General features: G+C 60.8%; 18 protein-coding genes. 17 read left to right on the top strand and 1 reads right to left on the bottom strand.

Translation table 11 applies throughout. The annotated features are described in order from the left end of the window. Nucleotides 1–8: 8 nt before the first annotated feature. The 6 genes from hglS (at nt 9) to GGQ99_RS13565 (ending at nt 7,832) form a co-directional block, all read left to right on the top strand. Nucleotides 9–1,406 (top strand): 2-oxoadipate dioxygenase/decarboxylase HglS, encoded by a 1,398-nt coding sequence (gene hglS, locus GGQ99_RS13590; RefSeq protein WP_183262951.1) that lies wholly within the window; start codon nt 9–11, stop codon nt 1,404–1,406. Nucleotides 1,407–1,408: 2 nt separating this feature from the next. Then, nucleotides 1,409–2,827, top strand: a complete 1,419-nt coding sequence (locus tag GGQ99_RS13585; RefSeq protein WP_183263177.1) for an FAD-binding oxidoreductase — start codon at nt 1,409–1,411, stop codon at nt 2,825–2,827. Nucleotides 2,828–2,869: 42 nt separating this feature from the next. Continuing rightward, entirely contained in the window at nt 2,870–4,384 is a 1,515-nt protein-coding gene (amaB, locus tag GGQ99_RS13580) for an L-piperidine-6-carboxylate dehydrogenase (protein ID WP_183262950.1), read from the top strand. A gap of 8 nt (nt 4,385–4,392) precedes the next feature. Continuing rightward, nucleotides 4,393–5,628, top strand: a complete 1,236-nt coding sequence (locus GGQ99_RS13575) for a pyridoxal phosphate-dependent aminotransferase (RefSeq protein ID WP_183262949.1) — start codon at nt 4,393–4,395, stop codon at nt 5,626–5,628. A gap of 22 nt (nt 5,629–5,650) precedes the next feature. Further along, nucleotides 5,651–6,934, top strand: coding sequence for an NAD(P)/FAD-dependent oxidoreductase (locus GGQ99_RS13570; RefSeq protein ID WP_183262948.1), 1,284 nt, complete (start codon nt 5,651–5,653; stop codon nt 6,932–6,934). A 100-nt stretch (nt 6,935–7,034) separates the two neighbouring features. Continuing rightward, on the top strand, nt 7,035–7,832 hold the full coding sequence (locus GGQ99_RS13565) for a M55 family metallopeptidase (RefSeq protein ID WP_183262947.1): 798 nt from the start codon (nt 7,035–7,037) through the stop codon (nt 7,830–7,832). 124 nt (nt 7,833–7,956) lie between these two features. Here the strand turns inward: GGQ99_RS13565 and GGQ99_RS13560 are convergent, their stop codons facing one another. After that, complete coding sequence (locus tag GGQ99_RS13560) at nt 7,957–9,288, bottom strand: aminotransferase-like domain-containing protein (RefSeq protein ID WP_183263176.1); 1,332 nt, start codon at nt 9,286–9,288, stop codon at nt 7,957–7,959. Between the two features lie 104 nt (nt 9,289–9,392). Here GGQ99_RS13560 and GGQ99_RS13555 point away from each other — a divergent pair, with 104 nt between their 5' ends. From GGQ99_RS13555 to GGQ99_RS13505, 11 genes are all read left to right on the top strand, one after another. Continuing rightward, complete coding sequence (locus GGQ99_RS13555) at nt 9,393–10,385, top strand: ABC transporter substrate-binding protein (protein ID WP_183262946.1); 993 nt, start codon at nt 9,393–9,395, stop codon at nt 10,383–10,385. Between the two features lie 198 nt (nt 10,386–10,583). After that, nucleotides 10,584–12,164, top strand: coding sequence for a peptide ABC transporter substrate-binding protein (locus tag GGQ99_RS13550; RefSeq protein WP_108605516.1), 1,581 nt, complete (start codon nt 10,584–10,586; stop codon nt 12,162–12,164). A 112-nt stretch (nt 12,165–12,276) separates the two neighbouring features. Next, nucleotides 12,277–13,437: a M20 aminoacylase family protein gene (locus tag GGQ99_RS13545; protein WP_108609553.1), complete on the top strand. Its 1,161-nt coding sequence runs from the start codon at nt 12,277–12,279 to the stop codon at nt 13,435–13,437. Nucleotides 13,438–13,576: 139 nt separating this feature from the next. Further along, the gene (locus GGQ99_RS13540; RefSeq protein ID WP_183262945.1) at nt 13,577–14,854 is read left to right on the top strand and encodes an NAD(P)/FAD-dependent oxidoreductase; all 1,278 of its coding nucleotides are present in this window, start codon (nt 13,577–13,579) and stop codon (nt 14,852–14,854) included. A 75-nt stretch (nt 14,855–14,929) separates the two neighbouring features. Next, complete coding sequence (locus GGQ99_RS13535; RefSeq protein WP_210307878.1) at nt 14,930–15,559, top strand: glutathione S-transferase family protein; 630 nt, start codon at nt 14,930–14,932, stop codon at nt 15,557–15,559. 42 nt (nt 15,560–15,601) lie between these two features. Beyond that, complete coding sequence (locus GGQ99_RS13530) at nt 15,602–17,215, top strand: peptide ABC transporter substrate-binding protein (RefSeq protein WP_183262944.1); 1,614 nt, start codon at nt 15,602–15,604, stop codon at nt 17,213–17,215. A gap of 43 nt (nt 17,216–17,258) precedes the next feature. Then, entirely contained in the window at nt 17,259–18,182 is a 924-nt protein-coding gene (oppB, locus tag GGQ99_RS13525) for an oligopeptide ABC transporter permease OppB (RefSeq protein WP_108605513.1), read from the top strand. Beyond that, nucleotides 18,175–19,305: an ABC transporter permease subunit gene (locus tag GGQ99_RS13520; RefSeq protein WP_183262943.1), complete on the top strand. Its 1,131-nt coding sequence runs from the start codon at nt 18,175–18,177 to the stop codon at nt 19,303–19,305. The genes oppB and GGQ99_RS13520 overlap by 8 nt, the downstream gene beginning before the upstream one ends. 46 nt (nt 19,306–19,351) lie before the next feature. Beyond that, nucleotides 19,352–20,992, top strand: coding sequence for an ABC transporter ATP-binding protein (locus GGQ99_RS13515; protein ID WP_183263175.1), 1,641 nt, complete (start codon nt 19,352–19,354; stop codon nt 20,990–20,992). 774 nt (nt 20,993–21,766) lie between these two features. Then, nucleotides 21,767–22,867, top strand: a complete 1,101-nt coding sequence (locus GGQ99_RS13510) for a mandelate racemase/muconate lactonizing enzyme family protein (RefSeq protein WP_183262942.1) — start codon at nt 21,767–21,769, stop codon at nt 22,865–22,867. Continuing rightward, nucleotides 22,797–23,900 (top strand): TRAP transporter substrate-binding protein, encoded by a 1,104-nt coding sequence (locus tag GGQ99_RS13505; protein WP_245439559.1) that lies wholly within the window; start codon nt 22,797–22,799, stop codon nt 23,898–23,900. Before GGQ99_RS13510 ends, GGQ99_RS13505 begins: the two co-directional genes overlap by 71 nt. Nucleotides 23,901–23,974 lie beyond the last annotated feature (74 nt).

Genomic DNA, 23,974 nt, shown 5'->3' with positions numbered 1-23,974 from the left:
TGCCTACCATGAAAGATGCCATTTTCGTAGCGCCGCACACGATCCGATCGGCCTTCTCGGCGGCAATGTCGGCCATGTATCGCGAGGAAGTGCCGGCCTATGGCACGCTGATGAAACTGGTGGGTGACGTCAATGCGAGGACCCTTGACGACCAGCCCGAGTTGTACGCCAGCCTTGAGGCCACCGAGACGCTAGACCGCATTTCGGAGGAGCGGCATGGTGCAATTCGGCTCGGTACAGAGGCCGAGCTTGCCATGATGCGCCGCGTCTTTGCCGTGATGGGCATGTTTCCGGTCGGCTATTACGATCTCAGCGAAGCTGGCGTGCCGGTTCATGCCACGGCCTTCCGTCCGGTGGATGAAGCGTCACTGAAAATCAATCCGTTCCGGGTGTTCACGTCACTTCTGAGACTCGATCTGATCGCTGATCCCGAATTGCGTGCCGCAGCGCAAGAAATGCTCGCCGCACGGCGGATCTTTTCCGACGCGGCCCTTGCGCTTGTGGAGAAGGCTGAGCGCAGCGGGGGGCTGTCCCAGGTTGATGGCGCGCGTTTCGTAGGCGAAGTGCTGAACACCTTCCGCTGGCACGAAATGGCGAGCGTCGATCAGGCGCTCTACGACCGTTTGCACGCGGCGCACCGGCTGATTGCCGACGTCGTTTCTTTCAAGGGACCCCACATCAACCACCTCACCCCACGTACGCTGGACATCGACGCCGTGCAGGACGAGATGCCAGGGCGCGGGATCGTCCCCAAGGCCGTGATCGAAGGACCGCCGAGTCGTGCCTGCCCGATCCTGCTGCGCCAGACATCTTTCAAGGCGATCGAGGAACGTGTTTCGTTCCTCGATGCCGAAGGCAATCTTTCCAGTGGCTCCCATACCGCCCGTTTCGGCGAGATCGAACAGCGCGGCATCGCGCTGACGCCGAAGGGCCGCGCCCTCTACGACCGCCTGCTCAACGAGGTGCGGGCTAACGTCCGCCCGGCCGCAGACGGCTCCAACGCGCACGCCTATAGCACTGCTCTGGAGGACAGCTTCGAAGCCTTTCCTGACGATTGGAACGCCATCCGCAGGGCGGGGCTTGGCTATTTCCTTTATACTGTCGTGCCGGCCGGCGACCCTTCCAAGTTTCCCGGAGGTGACATCGAGGCCCTGATCAAAGCAGGGGCTGTTCGCTTCGATCCAATCGTCTACGAGGATTTTCTGCCCGTATCGGCCGCTGGCATCTTCCAGTCCAATCTGGGCGACGGTAACGTGCAGGAATTCGTGGCAAGCCCGAACCAGAAGTTGTTCGAGGCGGCGCTGGGCTCCAGCGTGCTTAGCGAATTTGATCACTATGCCGGCATCGAGCGTGCTTCTATTGGACAGTGCTTGGTCGCCGTCAGGGCGATGGCGGCCGCAGCTTGATGATGCTCGCCGCGGATCACATCGACGGGCTCGGCGCCATTCTCGGCCCGCAGGGCCTGTTGAGCCAACCGGCCGACATGGCGTCTTACGAAAGCGGTGCGCGTTATGATGGTGGCCGCGCCGCCTTTGTCGCACGACCGGCCTCGACCGAGGCTGTGTCGCAGGTAGTGGCCTATTGCGTCAGCCATTCCATCGCGCTGGTGCCGCAGTCCGGCAATACCGGTCTCGTCGGCGGTTCAACGCCGGACGATAGCGGTATGCAGGGTGTACTCAGCCTCGATCGCCTGCGTTCCACCTTCGAACTCGACATCGACAATCGCAGTCTATGCGTGGATGCGGGCTTCCGGCTTTCCGAGATCAACGCCCGGCTCGAACCGTACGGCCTGTTCTTCCCCATCGATCTGGGGGCCGATCCCATGGCGGGCGGCATGGTAGCGACGAATACGGGTGGTACGCGTTTCCTGCGTTTCGGCGACGTCCGCCGAAACACGCTCGGCCTGAAATTGGTGCTGGGCGACAAGTCCGGCACGGTACTGGATTGCGGCGCGGGACTGCGCAAGGACAATTCCGGCCCCGACTGGAAGCAGCTCTTCATTGGCACCGGCGGTGCCTTTGGCATCGTCACCGAATGCACCTTCAATCTGGAACGCCTGCCGAAACAGACGGCCACCGCTTATCTGGTGCCGCGCGGGGGCGAAGACGCGCTTCTCCTGCTCTCGGAGATGGAGGAACGCGCCGGCACCTATCTCAATGCCTTTGAAGGCATGTCGGGACAAGCGATCCGCCACGCGCTTGCCCACGCGCCCGCGCTACGCAATCCGTTTCCGGGTGGCGATATCCCCGCCTATGTCATCCTCGTCGAACTCTCCCGTTCATGGGCGCCGCGAGCGGGCGAACAGTCGCTCGACGCCGTGCTGGAAGAGATACTGGCCGACATCTGGGAACTGCCCGGAGGTCCGCTGCTCGACGCCTTCATCGGTGCTCCTTCCGAGATGTGGGCGCTGCGGCACGCCTTGTCCGAAGGGGCGAAATCGGCTGGCAACGTTGTTGGGCTCGATCTCTCCTTCCGGCGCGGGGAGGTGATGCGGTTCCGCGAGCGCATGGCCGTCTTGCTGGCGGCAGAATTCCCGCAGGTCGAGATCAGTGACTTTGGCCATATTGGCGACGGGGGCGTGCACTTCAATCTAGTGGTGCCACGCAGCCCGGACGGCAGCGTTGACGTCGAATTGGCGGCACGGCTGCGCACCTATGTGACGAGAATCGCGGTCGAGGAGCATGATGGCAGCTACAGCGCCGAGCATGGCCTCGGTCGCCGCAACCAGCATTTCTACGATCATTATACTCCAGCAAAGCTGAAGCAGATGGCGGCACAGTTCAGGCAGGTGACGTCGCCCGGTGCAGTGGGCGCGGTGCACCTCTGAAGATCGGGTCATCCCCGCGAACGAAACGGAAAGGTGGATTTCATGACACTATTGGACGCGACTGACGAGCTCCTTGCGCGGCTTGGCGTGGCTGTTGACACGCTTGCTGGTGGCGACCTGATCGTGCGCAGCCCGGTGACCGGCGAGCAGATCGGCGCGCTGACGTCGATCTCGCCTGCCGAGGCGGGCAAGGCCATCGAACGTGCCGACAAGGCCTTCAAGGCCTGGCGCAACGTGCCGGCGCCGAAGCGCGGCGAACTCGTCCGCCTGCTCGGCGAGGAACTGCGCGCCGCCAAGGCCGACCTCGGCCGGCTGGTGTCGATCGAAGTCGGCAAGATCCCGTCGGAAGGCCTGGGCGAAGTCCAGGAAATGATCGACATCTGCGACTTCGCCGTCGGCCTGTCGCGCCAGCTCTACGGCCTGACCATCGCCACCGAGCGCCCCGGCCATCGCATGATGGAGACGTGGCACCCGCTCGGCGTGGTCGGCGTGATCTCCGCCTTCAATTTCCCCGTCGCGGTGTGGTCGTGGAATGCCGCCCTCGCCTTCGTCTGCGGCAACGCGGTGGTGTGGAAGCCGTCGGAAAAGACGCCGCTGACCGCCCTTGCCTGCCAGGCGATCTTCAAGCGCGCCGCGGCCCGTTTCGGTGCCGATGCGCCCGAAAACCTGTCGCAGGTGCTGATCGGCGACCGCGCCGTCGGCGAGGTGCTTGTCGACCACCCCAAGGTGCCGCTGGTGTCGGCCACCGGCTCGACCCGCATGGGCCGCGATGTCGGCCCCCGGCTGGCCAAGCGTTTTGCCCGCGCCATCCTCGAGCTCGGCGGCAACAATGCCGGCATCGTCTGCCCGACGGCCAATCTCGACATGGCACTGCGCGCCATCGCCTTCGGCGCCATGGGCACCGCCGGCCAGCGCTGCACCACCATGCGCCGCCTGTTCGTGCATGACAGCGTCTACGACGCGCTCGTGCCGCGCCTGAAGAAGGCCTATGAGAGCGTTTCGGTCGGCAGCCCGCTGGAGACCTCGGCGCTGGTCGGCCCGCTGATCGACAAGGCCGCCTTCGACGGCATGCAGAAGGCGCTGAAGGAAGCAGCCGGACATGGCGGCAAGGTCACCGGCGGCACCCGCGTCGACAACGGCCATGACGGCGCCTTCTACGTCAAGCCGGCGCTGGTGGAGATGCCGGGCCAGGTCGGCCCGGTGCTCGAAGAGACCTTCGCACCGATCCTCTATGTGATGAAGTATTCCGACTTCGACCAGGTGCTGGAACTGCACAACGCGGTGGGTGCCGGCCTGTCGTCGTCGATCTTCACGCTCGACCTGCAGGAGGCCGAGCGCTTCCTGTCGGTCGAGGGTTCGGACTGCGGCATCGCCAACGTCAACATCGGCACTTCGGGCGCCGAGATCGGCGGCGCGTTCGGCGGCGAAAAGGAGACCGGCGGCGGTCGTGAGAGCGGTTCGGACGCCTGGCGCGCCTACATGCGCCGCGCCACCAACACCGTGAACTACTCCAAGGCGCTGCCGCTGGCGCAGGGCGTGTCGTTCGACATCGAGTGAGGATCAACATGCTTGCAAGGTCAGACAATGTGGCAGCGCCGCTCAGGTCGGCAGCCCGCATCGCCGCCATCGGGGTATCCGAAATCCTAGATATCGGCGCGCGAGCGGCCGCCATGCGCAAGGACGGTCACCACGTCATTGTACTCGCGGCCGGCGAACCGGATTTCGACACGCCCGATACGGTGAAGGAAGCCGCATGGAAGGCAATGCAGCGTGGCGAGACCAAATACACTGCGCTCGACGGCTCACCTGCCATGAAGGAGGCCATTCGAGAAAAATTCCGCCGCGACAACGGGCTCGATTTCGCGGGCAGCGAAATCAGCGTCGCCTCCGGCGCCAAACAGGTCATCTATAATGCCTTCATGGCCACGCTCGACCCCGGCGACGAGGTGATCGTGCCGACGCCCTATTGGACCTCCTATGCCGACATCATCCGCATCGCCGGTGGCGTGCCGGTGCTAGTCGCCTGTGATGCCACCAATGGATTCCGGTTGACGGCCCAACAACTGCATCAAGCCATCACGCCGGCCACGCGCTGGCTGATGCTGAACTCGCCCTCCAATCCGACCGGCGCGACCTATTCCGAAGCAGACTACCGGCCGCTGCTCGATGTGCTGTTGAAGCATCCGCACGTCTGGCTGCTGGCCGACGACATCTACGAACACATCGTCTACGATGATTTCCGCTTCGTCACCCCGGCAGCGCTGGAGCCTGCGCTGCGCGACCGCATCCTTACCGTAAACGGTGTCTCTAAGGCCTATGCCATGACCGGATGGCGCATCGGCTACGGAGCCGGGCCGATGGCACTGATCAAGGCAATGGCCGTGGTCCAGAGCCAGTCCACTTCAAACCCGTCCTCGGTCAGTCAGGCCGCGGCAATCGAGGCATTGACGGGACCGCAGGACTACCTGGCCGAGCGTCGTGACAGCTTCCGCATCCGGCGCGATCTGGTGGTGGACGGGCTTAATGCCATCGATGGCATCGACTGTTCCCGTCCGGAAGGCGCCTTCTACACCTTCGCCAGCTGTGCAGGGATCCTGGGGCGCATGACGCCACAGGGCCGCAAGATCGAGACTGACCGCGACTTCTGCGCCTATCTGCTGGAGGAAACCAAGGTAGCGGTGGTGCCGGGATCAGCCTTCGGTGCCTCGCCTTTCTTCCGGATATCCTATGCAACGACGCAGGATGAGCTGCGCGAGGCCATGGCGCGCATTGCTGCAGCCTGCGACGCCCTCGTCGCCTAAGCAACCGAATGGTGAACACGAGATGCTGAACGACCTGCACTCGCATGGCCTGTGGGAGGCATCGGCTCCGCCGGCGCCTTCAACCTTGCCACTCGATGGCGCGACCGAGGCCGATGTGGCCATAGTCGGCGGCGGCTATACCGGTCTGTCCTGCGCACTGCACCTGGCCGAGTCTGGCAAGTCCGTGGTGTTGCTGGAAGCACATGAATTCGGCTTTGGCGGCGCTGGCCGCAATGTCGGGCTTATCAATGCTGGCTTGTGGCTAATGCCCGACGATGTCTCGGCCGTCATTGGCCGCGCGCAAGGCGAGCGCCTCCTGGAGGTGCTTGGCGATGGCCCGGCTCTTGTGATGTCGATGATCGACAGCCACGGCATCGACTGCGAATTGAGGCGCAACGGGACCTTGCATTGTGCCGTGGATGCCCGAGGGCTGGAGGAATTGAAGCAGCGTGAGGCGCAATGGAAGAAGCGCGGCGCGCCGGTGCGCCTGCTCGACGCAAGGGAAACAGCAGACCGGGTCGGCACAAATGCCTATGTTGGCGCGTTATTGGACCAGCGGGCGGGTACGCTGCAACCCTTGGCCTATGCGCGGGGCCTTGCTCGCGCTGCACGGGCCAAGGGTGCCCGGCTACACACATCGAGCCCCGTCATCTCCGCCGAACGTCACGGCTCGCATTGGGATGTCCGCACTCAGGCTGGCCGCGTCGACGCGGAATGGCTGGTGGTGGCCACGGACGCCTATGGCACCGGCCCCTGGCGCTCCACACAGGAGGCTCAGACACGCCTGCCCTATTTCAACCTTGCCACAGCGCCGCTAGACCGCACGTCGCTTGGCACCATATTGCCCGGCAAGGAGGGCGTATGGGACACCAAGACCATCCTGTCTTCGTTCCGGCTCGACCGCGAAGGCCGACTGGTATTTGGCTCCGTAGGCGCGCTGCGCAATGGCGGCGCCGGCATTCACAAGGCATGGGCGCGGCGCGCCCTTGCCCGCTTGTTTCCTCAGCTCGCGAAGGTGGATTTCGAGCACGAGTGGTTTGGTCAAATCGGCATGACGGACGATGCGGTGCCGCGCTTGCACGCCTTCGGTCCCAACGCCCTGGGCGTATTCGGCTTTAATGGGCGCGGCATCTCGCCCGGCACCGTGTTTGGCCGCGAGCTGGCCTTGCTGATACTTGGCGAGAAGGGGCAGGACGACCTGCCACTGCCGATGAGTGGCTTGAAGCCCCCCTCGCTGCGCGGTCTGAAGGAGATCTATTACGAGGGAGGTGCGCAGGTCGCCCATCTGGTTCGTGACCGCGTGTGAAGCAAATTCCGGAAAGCGGGAAGGGCTAGTGGCCGCCGCGAGCTTCGATGAACCTCAATTGCCGCAGATGTGTAGACAATAAGGCAAAAGGACCAGCCAATTGAAAGTCTTTATTAGCGCTGACATCGAGGGCACAGCCGGCATTTCCAGTTGGGATGAAGCGCGCAAGTCTGGCCCCGGCTATGCCGAGTTTCGTGAATATATGAGCGCCGAGGTGGTTGCTGCCTGCGAAGGTGCCCGGGCAGCTGGAGCTTCTGAAGTGGTTGTGAAGGATGGACATGAAACTGCGCGGAACGTCATTTCGGCCCGTCTGCCGGACTATGTGACGATCATCCACGGTTGGCCCGGCAATCCACATTCAATGATGTGTGGATTGGATGACAGCTTTGATGCGGTCCTTTTCACCGGCTATCACGCCAAGGCCGGCAGTTCCGCAAATCCGTTGGCGCACAGTTTCAACGGACGCATTTCGCGGTTCTACTTCAATGGTGAACTATCCTCCGAATTCACCCATAACGCCCACATTGCCGCTTATCATCGTGTGCCTACCGTATTCATCTCAGGAGACGCGGGCATCTGCGGTGACGCCTCGGCGCTGGTTCCGGCAATCGCCACGGTGGCCGTCTCGACAGGCATAGGGCCGGCCTCTGCATCAATGACTCCCGCGCGGGCATGCGCCGATATCCGCTCTGGCGTTGAGAAGGCCCTGAAGGCAGATCTTTCGGCCTGCCTTCTGCAAATGCCAGACGAAGTGGACATGCAGATCGAATATGCAAACCCGACGGAGGCCTATCGCTGCAGTTGGTATCCGGGTGCTGAGCTCATGTCAGACTGTCGATTGCGGTTCCGGCATAAGGACTTTTTTGAGGTCATGCGGGCGTTTCGCTTCATCGGCTGATTATTGCCAGCCGTCTTGCCGCTTGCTCCTTCGTGGTTTTAGGCAGCTTGGGGCTCAGGGGTTCAAAGGCATCGGTACTTGGTATGAGAGTTCCAGTGTCGAAGTTTGCCTGCGAGGACCGTCTTCATGTTGCCCCTCCGATCGCCACCGTGATGGCATCCGCCACTTCGTCGTAGCGGTTTTCCAGCGTGCTGGTGGAAACTCGGATATGGTGTGTAGGGTTGATGAGAAATTTGGATCCCGGTTGAACCGCGATGCCACGAGCAGCCAGCGTTATCAACGCGAACTGCTCCGACTGTACCGGAACCCAGAGGCAAAAGCCTTCGCCGTCCGGGAGCGGTATTCCTCGTTTTGCTAGCGCTTCGGAAAGTTCTGTGCGGCGCTGGCGATAAACTTTTCGCGCTTTATCGATGGACCCAAGCGTATCCGCATCATTGAGTAGCCAGGCAGCAGCCGACTGCAGGATGCGGCTGGTCCAGCCCGCACCGAAGCTGCGAAAGGATTGGATCTGATCGACCAGCTTGGTCGAGCTGGAGAGGATGGCCAGCCGCAGATCGGGGCCCAGCGTTTTCGAAAAAGACCGGATGTGAATGACCTGGTCGGGAAGGACCCCGCCCAACGAAGTGGCAGGCGAAGTGGCGATGTCGGCGATGCCGTCGTCTTCGATGATCAGCGTGTCGCTGCCCTCCAGTACGTTTGCAAGTTCACCGATGCGTTGCTGGCTGACGGTCTGGCAGGTCACTGAATGCAGGCGGGGCTGAAACAGGAAGGCAGCCGGTTTGTGAGCCATCGCGGCCGCGAGTGAGGCGGGGAGCGGCCCGTCCCGGTCACTTTTGACTGGCAGGATGCGAGCTCCCAGATCCTCAAGGATATCAAGCAGGCGCAGCGCCGTGGGATCCTCGATCGCGATGTGGGAACCGGGCACGAAGAACGCATGAAGCACTGTGTAGACGGCATTGTAGCCGCCGCTGGTGGCCAAAAACGCCTCTGGCCGATAGGGCCATGACCCCTGCACGGCGTCCCGCAGTTCAGGAAGGATACGAATGCGTTCGTAGCTGTTGAGATTTGCGGCACTGGCACCGTGTCTCAACGCTTCCACGAGCGGTGGAAGCAGTGCCGGATCAGGCCCCGCTTTGGACAGGTCTAGGACGTGTTCTCCGTAATCGCCGGACTGAGCAAGCCGGAACGGTCGGGCCGCAATGTGATCGCCACTGACCCAACTGCCGTTACGGCCGCGGCCTGTAATGATCTTCTGTTTTCTCAACTCGCTCCAGGCGTCGGAAATAGTGGCCGGGCTAACCCCGAGCGCGAAGGCAAGGTCGCGCACCGGCGGAAGCTTGGTTCCCATAGTCAGCGAGCCTGCCCGGATGAGCGCGCTGGTCTCCACCGCTATCCCCCGCTTGGTTCGGTCGTTCAAATGTTCTGCAAACCATCCAACCGACCCCGGTTCCGCCATTTCTTCGGTTCCTGTCATTTAATGTTCAGTAACATAATAGCATTTGATCAGGTAATTCTGAACATATAATCTGTATCTAACGATGACACTTGAGTGAAGTGCCCATGTCCATAAAGATTCATTTGGCGGTTCGAGATTGGGATTTTCTCATCCCCTTGCTGCGTGGCGACGTTGCGTCCGACAAGGTCGATATCGAGATCCAACATGTGAGTACTGTTCCGAAAAATTTCGCGGCTGAACACGCGCACGACGCCGGCGAAATATCCTTCAGCCGCTACGTTTCCGCCCGGGGTAGGGGTGAGACTGATGTGGTCGGCGTTCCCAATTTCGTCCTGAGAAGCTTTCGGCATCGCTGCATCATTACGAAGAAAGACAGCCACATCGTCCGACTTGAAGAGCTCGCCGGCAAGCGGATCGGCCTATCGGGCTGGCAGGATACGGGCAGTGTATGGACCCGCGCCGCGCTCGCTCATGCCGGCGTCGGCATCGACGACGCCTTTTGGTTTCTGGGCCGGCTGACGCGGACGGAGCCGCTGGGCAGGGATGTTCTGGAAGGGTTCGGCCGGCCGGGCCGAATAGAGGCGGTGGCAGGCGAGCGCTCCCTGCTGGAGCTTCTGGTCGCCGGAGAACTTGACGCGGTTTTTTGCCCGGTCCTGCCGGAGGGCTTCTTCAGCCCGAATTCTGAGCTTCGCCATCTGCTTCCCGATTTCAGGGATCAGGAACTCGCCTATAGCCGAGCGGTCGGTTACGTGCCGGGCGTCCATACATTTGGCGTCAAGGCGCCGCTTGTGGCTGCTCATCCATGGCTCCCGCAGGTGCTTAGCGATCTGATCGACGCATCGAGACGGATGTGGCTCGAACAACGCCGCATCAATGTCGAAACCACACCCTGGATGATGGATGAACTATGCCGGGTGGCGCGCGATCTTCCGGCAAGCTGGAGCGACAGCGGGTTTGCGGCCAACAAAGCCATGATCGCCGATTTCGCCAGGCAACTTCACGTCCAGGGGATCGCGCCGAGGCTGCTATCGCCAGCCGAGATTTTTCCCGAATACGCAAACGGCTCGGGCTCCAAGGAGGAGGGCCAGTTGGCGTAAAGCGGCGGCTGGGGAGTTTTCGATCGGGCCGGTCGGCCCATCGGGTACCTGAGGCAGACGCCATTTTCCTGTCACGGATGCGCTCAATGGAAGCGCTTCTGTTCTTCTGTGGCGTGCAAGCTGCAGTGGATGTTTCGTTTGATGTTTATCTGCAATGGGAGAGCAATGATGTCGCAACGATCCAGAATTTTGCCAATCATGTCCGGTGTGGTCACGGGGCTTCTATGTGTGACGCTACTCGGGCTGACGCCGGCTTCGGCCGAGTCGGTGTTGCGCCGCTCGGTGACGGGCGAGCCGAATTCCCTCGATCCGGCGCGGGTCAATACCGGCGGCCAGTTTGCTTTGAGGGATCTTTTCGAGGGGCTGACCGTCTATGATCCGGCCGGCAAGATCATTCCGGGCGCGGCCGAGTCCTGGACGATCTCGCCGGATGGCATCGTTTACACCTTCAAGATCCGCGAACAGGCGAAATGGTCGGACGGTTCGCCAGTGACGGCGGAAGACTTCGCCTATTCCCTGCGCCGCCTTCAGGATCCGAAGACGACGGCCCTGCACCCCGACCTGCTGTATCCGATCAAGAACGCCGAAAAAATCAACAAGGGCGAACTGCCGCTCGACCAACTCGGTACGCGCGTCATCGACGATCACACGCTGGAAATCACGCTTGAGCGGCCGACCTCTTATTTCCTCAATCTGTTGGCGCACCATTTCACATTGCCTGTAAACCGGGCCAGCGTTGACAAAGAGGGCATCGACTTCGTCAAGCCCGGCCGCATGGTTTCGAACGGCGCGTTCAAGCTGGCGGAACACGTAGCCAACGACAGCATGACCATCGTCAAGAACGACCAGTACTGGGACGCGGCCAACGTCAAGCTGGGCAAGGTGATCTACTATCCGATTCCGGAACAGGCAGCCTTGGTTCGCCGCTTCGAAGCTGGTGAAGTGGACATGGTTTTCAACTTCCCAGCCTCCGAGTTGCCGCGGCTTCGCACGGCCTATGGCGATCAGGTCCATGTCGCGCCGGTGCTGCGTACCATCCACTACACCTTCGATACGCGCACCGCGCCGTTCGATGATGTGCGGGTGCGCAAAGCCTTGTCGATGGCCGTCGATCGGGATTTCCTCGCCGAGACGATCTACTATGGCTCGGCGACGCCGACCTACTCGTTCATCCCGCACGGCATTGCATCCTACGGCAAGCCGTCTGAGCCGGACTATGCGACCTTCTCCCAGATCGATCGCGAAGAAAAAGCAATCGAACTGATGAAGGAAGCCGGCTACGGAACGGGTGGAAAGCCGCTGGAAATCACCATCCGCTATAACATCGACGCCAATGTCGAGCGGACGGCAACGGCGATCGCGAACACCTGGAAAGAAGCGTTCGGCGCGGATGTGAAATTGCACAACCTCGACCCGGCTTCGCACAATTCCTACCTTCAGGAAGGCGGCGCGTTCCAGGTGTCGGCCAATTCCTTCCTGTGCGACTATCCGGATGCCGAGAACTTCCTGGTCCTGCCGATGAGCACCAGCACGATCTACAACTACTCGCACTACAAGAATCCAAAATACGACGAATTCATGCATGCGTCCTATGCGGAGCTCGATCCGGTGAAGCGCGCCGCGGCCATGCACGGTGCGGAATCGGCGCTGCTGGAAGACCAGCAGGTCATGCCGCTGCTGAACCCCGCCGATCTGTGGCTCGTTTCATCGCGGGTCCACGGCTACCAGGACAACGTCTCCAATGTTCACCTGAGTAAATTCATCAGCGTTCACGAATAAACCGCCTGAGCGAAATGAGCTGGCCAGAAGTCAGCTCACTTCGAACACTTCAAGAATTGACCTGAGTTGCGATCAGCACGGACGCAGACGCCAAGCTGTGATGAGGATTATCATGCCTGTACTAGAACGAATAAATTCCTTCAAGGATGAGCTTGTCGCAATCCGCCGGGACATTCATGAGTATCCCGAACTCGGCTTCGAGGAAGTCCGCACGTCGAAGATCGTTGCCGAGAAGCTGAAGAGTTGGGGCATCGAGGTTCACACCGAAATCGGCAAGACCGGCGTCGTCGGCGTCGTCAAGGGTTCGTCAGAAGGCACGCGCATGATCGGCCTGCGCGCCGATATGGATGCCTTGCCGATGGATGAGGAAACCAATCTCCCCTACGCCTCGAAGCATCCCGGCCGCTTCCATGGCTGCGGCCATGACGGCCACACGGCAATGCTTCTGGGCGCGGCCCGCTACCTTCAGGAGACGCGCAATTTTTCCGGCACCGCCGTCCTGATCTTCCAGCCGGCGGAGGAAGGGCTTGGCGGCGCGCGTGCCATGATCGCGGATAAGCTGTTCGACCGTTTCCCTTGCGACGAGATCTACGGCATCCACAATTCGCCGAACGGTTTCCCCAACCGGGTTGGCATCAAGCCGGGCATATCAATGGCTGGTGCAGACTTCTTCGACGTCCGCATCCGCGGCAAAGGCAGTCACGCCGCCAAGCCTGAAGCATCCAAGGACCCCATCCTGATCGCCTCGGTCATCGTGCAGATGCTGCAGACGATCGTCGCCCGCAATCTCGATCCGATGAAAGCTGCCGTATTGTCCGTGACGCGGATCAACTCCGGCACTGCCTACAATGTCATTCCGCAGGAATGCGTCATCGCCGGCACGTTGCGTTTCCTTGACCGCGAGGTCGCCGAAACCCTGCGCCAGCGCATGCGCGCTATTATTGCGGGGGTGGCGACGAGTTTCGATGTCGAGATCGAAGTCGATCTACGCAATGTCTTCGACGTCCTGGTCAACACCGAGGAACTGGTTGAAGGCTATGCCGCAGCCGCCCGCGATATCGTCGGCGCTGAAAATGTCGTGATGCGAAACGAAGCGGTCATGGGCAGCGAGGATTTCTCGGACATGCTCTTCCTGAAGCCGGGCGTTTACTGTCACCTGGGCCACGCTGAAACAGTTTCCGTCCACAACCCGGGCTTCCTGCTCGACGAGAACATCCTTCCGGTCGGGGCCAGTCTCTACGCCAGAATCGTGGAACGACGCCTGGCCGCCTGAACGGCGTATTCAAGCCTGTAGGCACTGAAATCGGAGTGGAATGGATGCGGTCCATTCCTCCGAACGAGAGAGCTATTTCGATCCGACACCGGAAGTCCCGTGCCGGCAAAAATCAAAACTGTAAGAACGAGGTCAAACCATGTCTGCTCCCAAAACTAGCCGGAAGAAAGCCATCGTCGTCGGAGCCGGAGCCGTCGGCGCAAGCAGCGCGGCATATCTTCAGCGCGACGGCTTCGATGTCACGATGTTCGACCCGGACGGCATGGGTCGGGGCTGCGGCGAAGGCACCGTCGGCATCTTCGCGACCAACATCATCGCGCCGGCCAGCTCCGAAGGTGGCGTCAAGGCGATGCTCGCGGCGGCGAAAAGTGACAAGCTCGACACGCTTATGGTGAACAAGCCGCATTTGCCCGATTTTCTACCCTGGCTGGCTTCGTTCGTGTCCGCGTCCGGCCCGCAGACTTTCGAAGCCGGCAAGAAGGTTCTGCAAGAGGCGCAAAGCCTGGCCGTCTCAACGGTCCGAGACATCATGGGCGGCGCTGCCTTTGACGCGCACGCCGAAGAGCGCGGCTGGATGTTCGCCTATGAGAGCGAAGAGGCATTCCAGGCGGCGCAGGGCGACCGCGATCTGCGTAAGCGCCATGGTGTCGTCCTCGAGGAAATCGGCGAGGCTGAAATACGAGAGCTTGAGCCCGATCTGCCGTCCATCTTCAAGCGCGCGACCCTGTTCCCCCGCGCATATCACACCGCCGACGTACGCAAGATGGTCTCGGCGATCGGCGATGTAGCGCTTCGCGGCGGCGCCACCCTGCAGCAGCGCGCGGTGGACGCGGTCCAGTGCCTGAGCGACGGTAGTTTCTCGGTGACGGCTGGCGGCGAAACCTTTGCGGCCGACGTCGTGGTCATTGCGGCGGGGCCGCACTCCTCTAAGTTTGCAGATGATCTGGGAAGCCCCATCCCGCATTCGGCGGAACGCGGTTACGGCGTGACCTTCCCGAAGGCCGCAATCAAGCTCAACCGGCCGGTGACGTTCACGAAGCAGAAGATGGTTGCAGCACCTATGGCGGCGGGGCTTCACCTGATCTCGACCGGTGAGTTCGCGCCACTGGAGACCGCCCCCGATTATCGCCATACCGATAATCTGACGGCGGCAGGCAGCAGCATCTTCGCAGGCCTGAACACCGAAGGCGCGAGCCGCTGGTCCGGCTGGCGCTCGACGGTGACCGACGGCCTGCCGGTCATCGGCGAGTCGCCGCGTCACAAGGGCCTGATGTTTGCCTTCGGTCATAGCCACCTCGGCCTGACGCTGGCGGGTTTGAGCGGATCGCTGATCAGTGCCCTGGCGATGGGTCGCAAGCCGGTCATGGACGTGGCGCCGTTCCGCGTCGACCGCTTCTCGCTGGTGCCCAAGGTCTGACCACGCAAAGCCATTCGACATGAAGCTTCGCCCCGGCTTTCGAGCTGGGGCGAGAGAAAGCCAAGGGACATTCGCATGATCAGATTATTTTACTCTCCCCGTTCGCCCTACGTCCGCAAGGTGATGATCGTGGCGCATGAGCTCGGTCTGGCTGAGCAGGTCGAGTTTATCGACTGCGCCGCGCACCCGATTGACCGCGATGCGTCGATCGTCAAGCACAACCCACTCGGTCAGGTTCCGACTGCGTTGCTCGACGATGGAACCATGCTCGCCGACAGCGGTGTCATCTGCCAGTACCTCGACGCAATGAAGCCAAGCAGCATGTTTCCGGTGAGCGGCCCCGCCCGCTGGCGCGCGCTGACCGACGAGGCGGTTGCCGACGGCGTGCTGGAAGCGCTGCTTCTGGCCCGCTACGAGATGGTCGTCCGTCCGTCGGAAAAGCTGTGGCCGGAATGGCGGGATGGACAGTTCGACAAGATGAACAAGAGCCTCGATGCGTTCGAACGCGCTGCCGGCGACCTCGGCAAGCGCTTCGACATCGGCACCATTGCCATCGCCTGCGCGCTCGGCTTCATCGATCAGGTGCCGTGTTTTATTGACATAGACTGGCGAACCAGCCGCCCGGCCTTGAGCGCCTGGTATGCGGCAGAGACGGCGAAACGGCCCTCGTTCCAGATCACCAAGGCCGAACGACCGGCTGCATAACATCTCAGAACGACACCATAGAACAACAAGGAGGAGGAATTGATGTCTCTGCTATCGCTATGCAAGCCCGCGAAGTTCGGACTGGCCTTGCTGATTTCGTGCAGCGCCCTGTTAGCCGGTGCGTCGGCGCAGGCGGAATCCGTGCTGCGTCGCGGCATAGTCGGCGAACCGAACGCCTTCGATCCGGCAAAGGCTTCGCTCTGGCACGAATACTATCTCATGAAGGACATTTTCGAGGGCTTGGTCAGCTACGATTCGACGGGCAAGATCGTTCCAGGCGTGGCGGAATCGTGGAGCACCAGTCCGGACGATACGGTCTACACGTTCAAGTTGCGGCCTGACGCGAAGTGGTCGGACGGCACGGCCGTCACCGCGCATGATTTCGTCTACTCGCTTCGCCGCGAACTGGATCCGGCGACCGCCGCGATGGACCCGCGCCTTCAGTTCCCGATCAAGAACGCTCGAGCCATCAACAAGGGCGAAATGCCGGCCGACCAACTCGGCGTGCGTGCGATCGACGACCACAATCTGGAAATTACACTGGAGCGCCCGACGCCCTATTATATCAATCTTGCGGCTCACGGCACGGCTTTGCCTGTCAACAGGGCGAATATCGAAAAGGACGGCAGCAAGTTCGCGCGGCCTGGCACGCTGGTCTCCAACGGACCGTTCAAGCTGGTGGAGCATGTCTCCAACGACCACATCACCCTGGCAAAGAACGAAGCCTATTGGGACGCCAAAAACGTCAAGCTCGACAAGGTGATCTTCACGCCGCTGGTCGATCAGGCCGCATCGGTTCGCCGCTTCGAAGCACGCGAAATCGACATGATCACCGGCTTCCCAGCCGCCGAGTTGGGGCGCCTTCGCAAGGCCTTTGGCGACGAAGTCCGCGTCTCGCCGAGCCTCACCGTCGAGTACTATGTCTTTGACACAAGGCAGCCTCCGTTCGACGACATCCGGCTTCGTCGCGCGCTATCGATGGTCATCGACCGCGATTTCCTCGCCAAGGAAATCTTCTACGATTCGGCAAAGCCGTCCTATTCCATGATGGCGCCCGGCATCCCGGCATATGGCGCGCCCTCAAAAGTGGATTTCGCCGATCTTTCCATGATCGACCGCGAAGACATGGCACTGGAGCTGATGAAGGAGGCCGGCTACGGCCCTGGCGGTAAGCCGCTCGACATCACCATCCGCTACAGCACCAGCGCCACGAACGAACAGGCGGCAACGGCGATTGCCAGCATGTGGAAAGAGGCGTTCGGCTTCAATGTCACGCTGCACAATCTCGACCTCGCCTCGCACTATGGCTACCTGCAGCAAGGTGGCGAATTTCAGGTAGCGCGCGCTTCCAGAACACCGGAATATGCTGATGCCGAGGCTACCCTGTCACTCGACTTGAGTAGCCAGAAGACCTACAATTACGGCCGATACAACAATCCCGAATATGACGCCCTGTTGGCCCGTTCCTATACGGAAGCGGACCCGTCAGTGCGTTCGGCTACTCTCCACAAGGCTGAATCCCTGCTCATGCACGATCAGGTCATCATGCCTTTGCTGAACATAGGAAATTTGTGGATGGTTGCGTCCAAGGTCGAGGGTTTCCACGACAACGCCCTGAATGAGCACCCAAGCAAATATCTGAGTGTCTCTGAATAGAAACCGGTAGCCGCTTCAAGAAGGCGATGGATAGGAGTTGCGGATGATTTTCTTCGTCCTGCGCCGTATGTTAAGTGCCGTTCCGACATTGTTCGTCGTCGCTACACTGTCGTTCTTCTTGATGCGGTTCGCGCCTGGCGGTCCGTTCTCGCTGGAACGGCCGCTGCCGCCCGAGACCATGGCGAATCTGATGAGGACCTACCACCTCGACGAGCCGTTGTGGCTTCAGTATGTCTATTACATACGCAATGCGCTGGTCGGCGATTTCGGCCCGAGCTATGTCTACAAGGACAGTACCGTTGCCGAACTGATCGGCAGCGGCCTGCCCTATTCGTTGCAACTGGGCAGTATGGCGTTGCTGCTGGGGTTGCTGGGCGGCGTCACCGTCGGCACGATCGCGGCGCTGCGCCAGAACAGCTTCATCGATTTCGCCGTGATGTCGGTGTCGACCATCGGCATTACCGTGCCGAACTTCGTCGTCGGACCAGTGCTGACCCTGATTTTCGCCATCGGGCTTGCCTGGCTGCCTGCCGGCGGTTGGGGTGACGGATCAGCAAGATATCTGCTGCTGCCCGTCATCACGCTGGCCCTGCCGCAATTGGCCGTCTACGCCCGTCTGATGCGCGGCTCGATGATCGAGGCGCTTCATGCCGATCACGTCCGCACCGCTCGCGCTTATGGCCTGCCGCCACGGGTCGTCGTTGTCATGCACGCGATGCGCGGCGCGCTGTTGCCGGTGGTGTCCTATATGGGGCCGAGCGCCGCCGCTTTGTTCACAGGCTCGGTGGTAGTCGAAACCATATACTCCGTTCCTGGGATCGGCCGCTACTTCGTGCTCGGCGCGCTCAACCGCGACTACACGCTGGTGATGGGTACCGTCATTCTCATCGCCGTTCTCGTCATTGTCTTCAACCTGCTGGTCGACATTCTCTATGGCCTGTTGGACCCGAGGGTACGCCATGACTGATGCCGTTTCCGTAACCGCACCGGCCGCGCCGACCGTCGGTCGCAGCCTGTTCCAGCTGGCGGCCATGCGCTTCCGGCGCAACCGTGCCGCGATGGCGAGCTGCGTCGTGCTGGCGATGATCACGCTGTTTTCTTTCCTCGGACCGTTCTTCGTCGCGCACAAATATGACCAAGTCTACTCGTCTTATGTCGCAATACCGCCGAGTCTCGAGGCGCGGCCAGCCGTTTCGACGCTTCGAGATGTGGCGGAAAGCATCGTCAAGCGTGCCCGGGTGACGCTTCTGGAGTTCTCGACAGAGGGTCAGGAATTCAGCGCGACGATCACGTCGCCATCCCCTATCGATCCACGCTCCATCCGCTACTTTGACCGGGTCGACGAATTTGCCGATACGCGGATTGTCGAGACGCTGGACGGCGGCAATACGTTGAAGCTGGCTGGCTCGCTCAACCGGCAGTACTTTCTATTTGGCACCGACACCAACGGCCGCGATCTTATGACCCGCATTATGCTCGGCGGGCAGATATCCATCGTCGTCGGCTTGCTGGCCAGCCTGGTGTCGCTCGGCATCGGCGTGCTCTACGGCGCGACTTCGGGCTATCTCGGCGGCCGTGTCGACAACGTCATGATGAGGCTGATCGAGATCCTTTATTCGCTGCCTTTCGTGTTCCTTGTCGTGGTGCTGGTGGTGTTCTTCGGTCGCAGCTTCATCTTGATCTTTATCACGATCGGCGCGGTGGAATGGCTCGACATGGCGCGTATCGTGCGCGGCCAGACGCTGGCGCTCAAGCGGCGGGAATTTGTTGGTGCAGCCGAAGCTCTTGGACTGTCCGACTGGCAAATTATCCGCCGGCATATCATTCCCAACACCATCGGCTCGGTCATTGTGTTCGTGACGGTGGTGGTACCCAAGGTCATCCTGCTGGAAAGCTTCCTGTCTTTCTTGGGATTGGGCGTGCAGGCGCCGCTGACCAGTTGGGGCGTGCTGATCTCGGACGGCGCCAATTCGATGCAGTCCGCGCCGTGGCTGCTGATTTTTCCTGCCGCATTTTTCGTAGTAGCGCTTTTTTCGTTGAATTTCATTGGCGACGGACTGCGCGACGCCCTTGATCCCAGGGATCGCTGACATGATGAACTCCACCATCACCGATACCCGCGCCAACAGCGTCGAAATGGCCGAAGTCCCCGACATGGTGCTGAGCGTGCGCGGCCTAACCGTAAATTTCACTACGCCGGACGGGACGGTTTCAGCGGTCAAGGGTATTGACCTCGACGTGCGCGCCGGAGAAACGCTGGCCGTGGTGGGCGAATCCGGTTCAGGCAAGAGCCAGAGCATGATGGGCATCATGGGACTTCTCGCCGCCAATGGCCGCGTCAGCGGGTCAGCCCGGTATCGCGGCCGCGAGCTGATTGGCGCGAGCGAGGCCGAACTCAACAAGGTGCGTGGCGCGCGCATTTCCATGATCTTCCAGGAGCCGATGACCTCGCTGGATCCGCTCTATACAATCGGGCGGCAGATTGCAGAACCTATCGTATACCACCGCGGCTGCAGTTTTTCGGCGGCTCGCAAGCAGGTGCTCGAACTGCTGGAACTGGTCGGAATTCCCGAGCCGGAACGGCGCATCGACAGCTATCCGCATGAGATGTCGGGTGGCCAGCGCCAGCGCGTCATGATCGCCATGGCGCTGGCCAACGAACCCGATCTGCTGATCGCGGACGAGCCGACCACCGCGCTCGACGTAACCATTCAGGCACAGATACTGGAACTGCTTGGTTCGCTTCAACGCCGCTTCGGCATGGCCATCGTGCTGATCACCCACGATCTCGGCGTCGTCCGCCATTTCGCCGAGCGCGTCATGGTGATGCGCAACGGCGAAGTGGTCGAACAAGGCTCAAGGAGCGATATCTTCGAGCGCCCGCAGGCCGACTACACGAGAATGCTGCTAGACGCTGAACCGAGCGGCCGTAAGGAGGCTCCGTCAGCTTCTGCGCCGGTCATTCTGGAAGCCAAGGACGTGGTCGTCGACTTCGGCCGCCGCCGCCGTTTTTCCAGCCCCAAATTCAATCCCATTCTGCGGGCCGTCGACCACATCTCCCTGCAACTGCGTCAGGGCCAGACCATCGGCATCGTCGGCGAATCCGGCTCTGGCAAGTCGACGCTGGGGCGCGCTTTGCTGCGCCTTGTGCCTAGTACCGGCGTTTATCGCTTCGACGATCAGGATATTTCCAATTTTGACAAGGCCGCGATGCGCCCGCTTCGCCGCCGACTGCAATTGGTGTTTCAGGACCCCTATGGCTCGCTTTCGCCACGCCTCACGGTCGGTGAAATCATCACCGAGGGCTTGCGCATCCACGAACCCTCCCTCGACAAGGCGGAACGCGACAGGCGTGCCATACTGGCACTTGCCGAGGTCGGGCTCGATCCGACGGCGCGCAACCGCTATCCGCATGAATTCTCCGGCGGCCAGCGCCAGCGCCTCGCCATTGCCAGGGCCATGATCATAAAGCCTAGCGTTGTCATTCTCGACGAACCGACCTCGGCGCTTGACCGATCCGTTCAGGGCCAGGTGATCGAACTGCTGCGCACGCTCCAGCTGACCCATGGCCTGTCCTATGTCTTCATCAGCCACGATCTGTCGGTGATCCGGGCGATTTCCGATTATGTAGTGGTCATGAAACGCGGCCGCATCGTTGAGGAAGGCACGACACAGGCCATCTTCGAAAAACCATGCGAGCCTTACACGAGAACGCTGATCGGCGCGGCGCTGAACTTGAAGGCTGTTGATGACGAGGCGGATTGCACCACTCGTTGACACAAGTGGAAAACCTCATGTCGCTTGGCATCTAGCTGGGTCTGCCTCACTTGCGTTGATTTTACGACTGACAGATTGCGTCTCTTCGATAGGAAGACGGGCAATAAGTTAGACTTTGTTGCCGGAGAAGAGCCGCCTCTCATCTTTGAGATGCGAGGATTTGCCGTTGATTTCTCCTAGGTGCGCCCGTCAATCGGGCATCCGTTTGTCTGCATGCGAGGAGCAGGCGAATTTCCCAGGCATCCGGCCCTGTCCGCGATCTCAACCCTTGTGATACCGGTCTTCGCCTTCAGCTGTGCGCATCTCTCGAGCGCCGTGCATCTGGCCCTGGCATGGGCCGGGAGGTCCTGCCCGCCGACGATGTTGCGGCGGCAGCGCGCAACGATCAACGGTCGACGGAAAGCAGGGCCGACCCGGCTTCGCTCATAAGGGTCTGAAGTCTTGCTTCGGCTCATTCCGGGGAGACTGACTTGATGCGCGGCATCAAGCTCGGTTTCTCGGAACCAAGGTATCGGAATTACAAATTTGTAAATACGTCCGAAGATTATATTGTTTATCTGAATAAAAACATTGAATGAGATGGGTCTTCTGACATCAAGATGAAAGAAGCATTATCAGTTTTTATTTCTGGAATTCGAGATCTTCTCCGTTCTTTCCTTATACATCGAAATATCAAATCAACCGTTCTGCTGAACGACCGCGGTCGAAACCCATTGTGACTTTGCGCGCCTTAAGGTGCTGCGAAGTCCATACCAACGAGAGTATGCAACAGGCATGAAAATCAAGGATATCCGCGTCAGCATCCATGCTTTCAAGAACTTCATCCCGATCATCAATAAGCCCATCGAGGATGACTATCGCATAATCTGCGAGATCGAGACCGACGACGGGCATGTAGGCTTCGGCATGGCGTCGCGGTTTCTCTGGCACGGCGTGGCCGGTATCGTCGCGCACCACATCGCCCCGGCCATCATGGGCATGGACCCGCGCGATCTCGAACTGATCCATGCTCGTCTCCAGCCGATCCTTTCGGAGCGCGGTCAGATGACAGGCATCAATCTTTCCGCGCTGTCTTGCGTCGACCTGGCGCTGTGGGACCTTATCGGCAAGCAGAGCGGCCGCACGGTCGCGCAGCTGCTGGGCGGGCACAAGGACTACGCTGACGCATACGTGACCTACGGTTTCCTCGCCTACAGCACAGACGAATTGATCGAGATGGCACGTCGCCTGATCGGCAAGGGGCATACGCGGCTCAAGATGCTCGTCGGGTCGAAGGCCGGCGTGGTCGAGGACGCCCGGCGTGTTCGCATGGTGCGCGAGGCGATCGGCGAGGACATCATGCTCGCAGTTGACGCCAATGAGAGCCTCAACGCCGAGAATGCGATGCGCCTGTGCCCGATGATACAGGACTACAACATCGCCTGGTTCGAGGACCCTCTGCGCCGCGTCGATGCGCGTGACCTCGGCATGCTGCGCAAGCGCACGACGATCCCGTTTTCGGCCGGCCAGATGGACGGCCATGTGCTCCGGTTCCGGGAGTGGGTGGAGCATGATGCGATCGACATTTTCATGCCCAACAGCATGTACAACGGCGGCATGACGGAGACCCGCAGGGTCGCTCATCTCGCCCAGGCCTACAACAAGCCTTTGTCCGACGCCGGCGGTGGCGGAATCTGGTGCCTGCATCACGTCGCGGGCTTCCGAAACGGCACGCTGGCCGAAATTCACCTCGGGTCAGAGCAGGTCGAAGAACAGATGTTCATCAATCCGCCCAAGGCGGAGAACGGTCGGGTCGCTATTCCAAATGCGCCCGGCTTTGGCGTCACACTCCACCGGGAACGGCTCAAGGAGACGCTCGTTCAGAAGTACCTTTAGACATTTCAAGAAACAAAAAAGAGAGGGAACTAAAATGCTTGATACTGTCAAACGTATCGCCGGAGGCGGTCTGCTCTTGTTGGGAGCAGCCTTGCTTGAGGCGCCGGCCAGCGCTGAGACGCTGACGCTGAAGATGTCCAGCCCTTCGCCGGTCACCACCATGGACACGATCATGTTGCAGGACATGGCCGACAAGCTCAAGGCCAAGTTGGGCGATGACTTCAAGAGTGACTTTCATCACAGTGCGGCGCTGGGTGACGAGGATGTCCATCAACAGCAGATCCGCACCGGCCAGATCGACATCACCACTTTGACCTCCGACGCGGTGCAACTTGATCCGTCCTGGGCCGTGTTCGATCTACCTTTCCTGTTCGGCGATCGCACCGACGTCGCGCGTATGGTCGATGGCGAGATTGGCGAAAAGCTTCGCCAGTCGATGCGAGAAAAGATCGGCGTGGAGGTCCTGGCCTTCGGCGAAATGGGTTTCAGGCAGATCACCAACAATGTGCGCCCGATCACCAAGCCGGAAGATCTGCAAGGCATTAAGTTGCGGGTGCCGGGAAGCCCGTCGCGGATGCTCATGTTCAAGACGCTTGGCGCAAACCCGATGACGATGAACTATGGCGAGATTTATCTTGCGCTTCAGAGCGGCACGATCGACGGCCAGGAAAACCCGCTGAACAATATTGTTACCAGTTCGATGCACGAGGTGCAGTCCTATCTGTCGCTCTCCAATCACGTCTACACACCTGTGACTCTCGTGATGAACGGCGCCAGGTTCGACAGCTTGAGCGACGAGCAGAAGGCTGTGGTGAAGGAGGCGGCCCTGGCGGCTGCAGTCGATTCGCGCAAGCTCGGCGAGCAGAAGGACCAGGAGCTGCTCGACAAGCTGAAGGCTGGAGGCAAGATCTCGATCAACGAGATCGATCGTTCCGCCTTCCAGGCCAAATCGGCGGCGATCTACGCCTCGGTGGAGGGCATTGCCGGCGCGGAGTTCACCAAGGCCGTGCTTGAGGCTGCCGCCTCCAAGTGATGCGATCGGAGCGCGTGGGTCGGATGCCCACGCGCTCCAATTGTTCAAGGCGGCCACCGCCAGGGCACTGCAAA

This window comes from Aminobacter niigataensis (genome assembly GCF_014200015.1).
GTDB classification, from domain to species: Bacteria; Pseudomonadota; Alphaproteobacteria; order Rhizobiales; family Rhizobiaceae; genus Aminobacter; species Aminobacter niigataensis.
The sequence above is the reverse complement of the archived record's forward strand: the minus strand, read 5'-3'. Positions and strand labels throughout refer to the sequence as shown.

Coding starts and splice junctions, on each gene's coding strand:
- GGQ99_RS13515 (WP_183263175.1), top strand. CDS start 19,352: ATGGCCGAAGTCCCCGACATGGTGCTGAGCGTGCGCGGCCTAACCGTA.
- GGQ99_RS13505 (WP_245439559.1), top strand. CDS start 22,797: ATGCGCCCGGCTTTGGCGTCACACTCCACCGGGAACGGCTCAAGGAGA.
- amaB (WP_183262950.1), top strand. CDS start 2,870: ATGACACTATTGGACGCGACTGACGAGCTCCTTGCGCGGCTTGGCGTG.
- GGQ99_RS13545 (WP_108609553.1), top strand. CDS start 12,277: ATGCCTGTACTAGAACGAATAAATTCCTTCAAGGATGAGCTTGTCGCA.
- GGQ99_RS13560 (WP_183263176.1), bottom strand. CDS start 9,288: ATGGCGGAACCGGGGTCGGTTGGATGGTTTGCAGAACATTTGAACGAC.
- GGQ99_RS13510 (WP_183262942.1), top strand. CDS start 21,767: ATGAAAATCAAGGATATCCGCGTCAGCATCCATGCTTTCAAGAACTTC.
- GGQ99_RS13575 (WP_183262949.1), top strand. CDS start 4,393: ATGCTTGCAAGGTCAGACAATGTGGCAGCGCCGCTCAGGTCGGCAGCC.
- oppB (WP_108605513.1), top strand. CDS start 17,259: ATGATTTTCTTCGTCCTGCGCCGTATGTTAAGTGCCGTTCCGACATTG.
- GGQ99_RS13555 (WP_183262946.1), top strand. CDS start 9,393: ATGTCCATAAAGATTCATTTGGCGGTTCGAGATTGGGATTTTCTCATC.
- GGQ99_RS13530 (WP_183262944.1), top strand. CDS start 15,602: ATGTCTCTGCTATCGCTATGCAAGCCCGCGAAGTTCGGACTGGCCTTG.
- GGQ99_RS13540 (WP_183262945.1), top strand. CDS start 13,577: ATGTCTGCTCCCAAAACTAGCCGGAAGAAAGCCATCGTCGTCGGAGCC.
- GGQ99_RS13520 (WP_183262943.1), top strand. CDS start 18,175: ATGACTGATGCCGTTTCCGTAACCGCACCGGCCGCGCCGACCGTCGGT.
- hglS (WP_183262951.1), top strand. CDS start 9: ATGAAAGATGCCATTTTCGTAGCGCCGCACACGATCCGATCGGCCTTC.
- GGQ99_RS13535 (WP_210307878.1), top strand. CDS start 14,930: ATGATCAGATTATTTTACTCTCCCCGTTCGCCCTACGTCCGCAAGGTG.
- GGQ99_RS13570 (WP_183262948.1), top strand. CDS start 5,651: ATGCTGAACGACCTGCACTCGCATGGCCTGTGGGAGGCATCGGCTCCG.
- GGQ99_RS13585 (WP_183263177.1), top strand. CDS start 1,409: ATGCTCGCCGCGGATCACATCGACGGGCTCGGCGCCATTCTCGGCCCG.
- GGQ99_RS13550 (WP_108605516.1), top strand. CDS start 10,584: ATGTCCGGTGTGGTCACGGGGCTTCTATGTGTGACGCTACTCGGGCTG.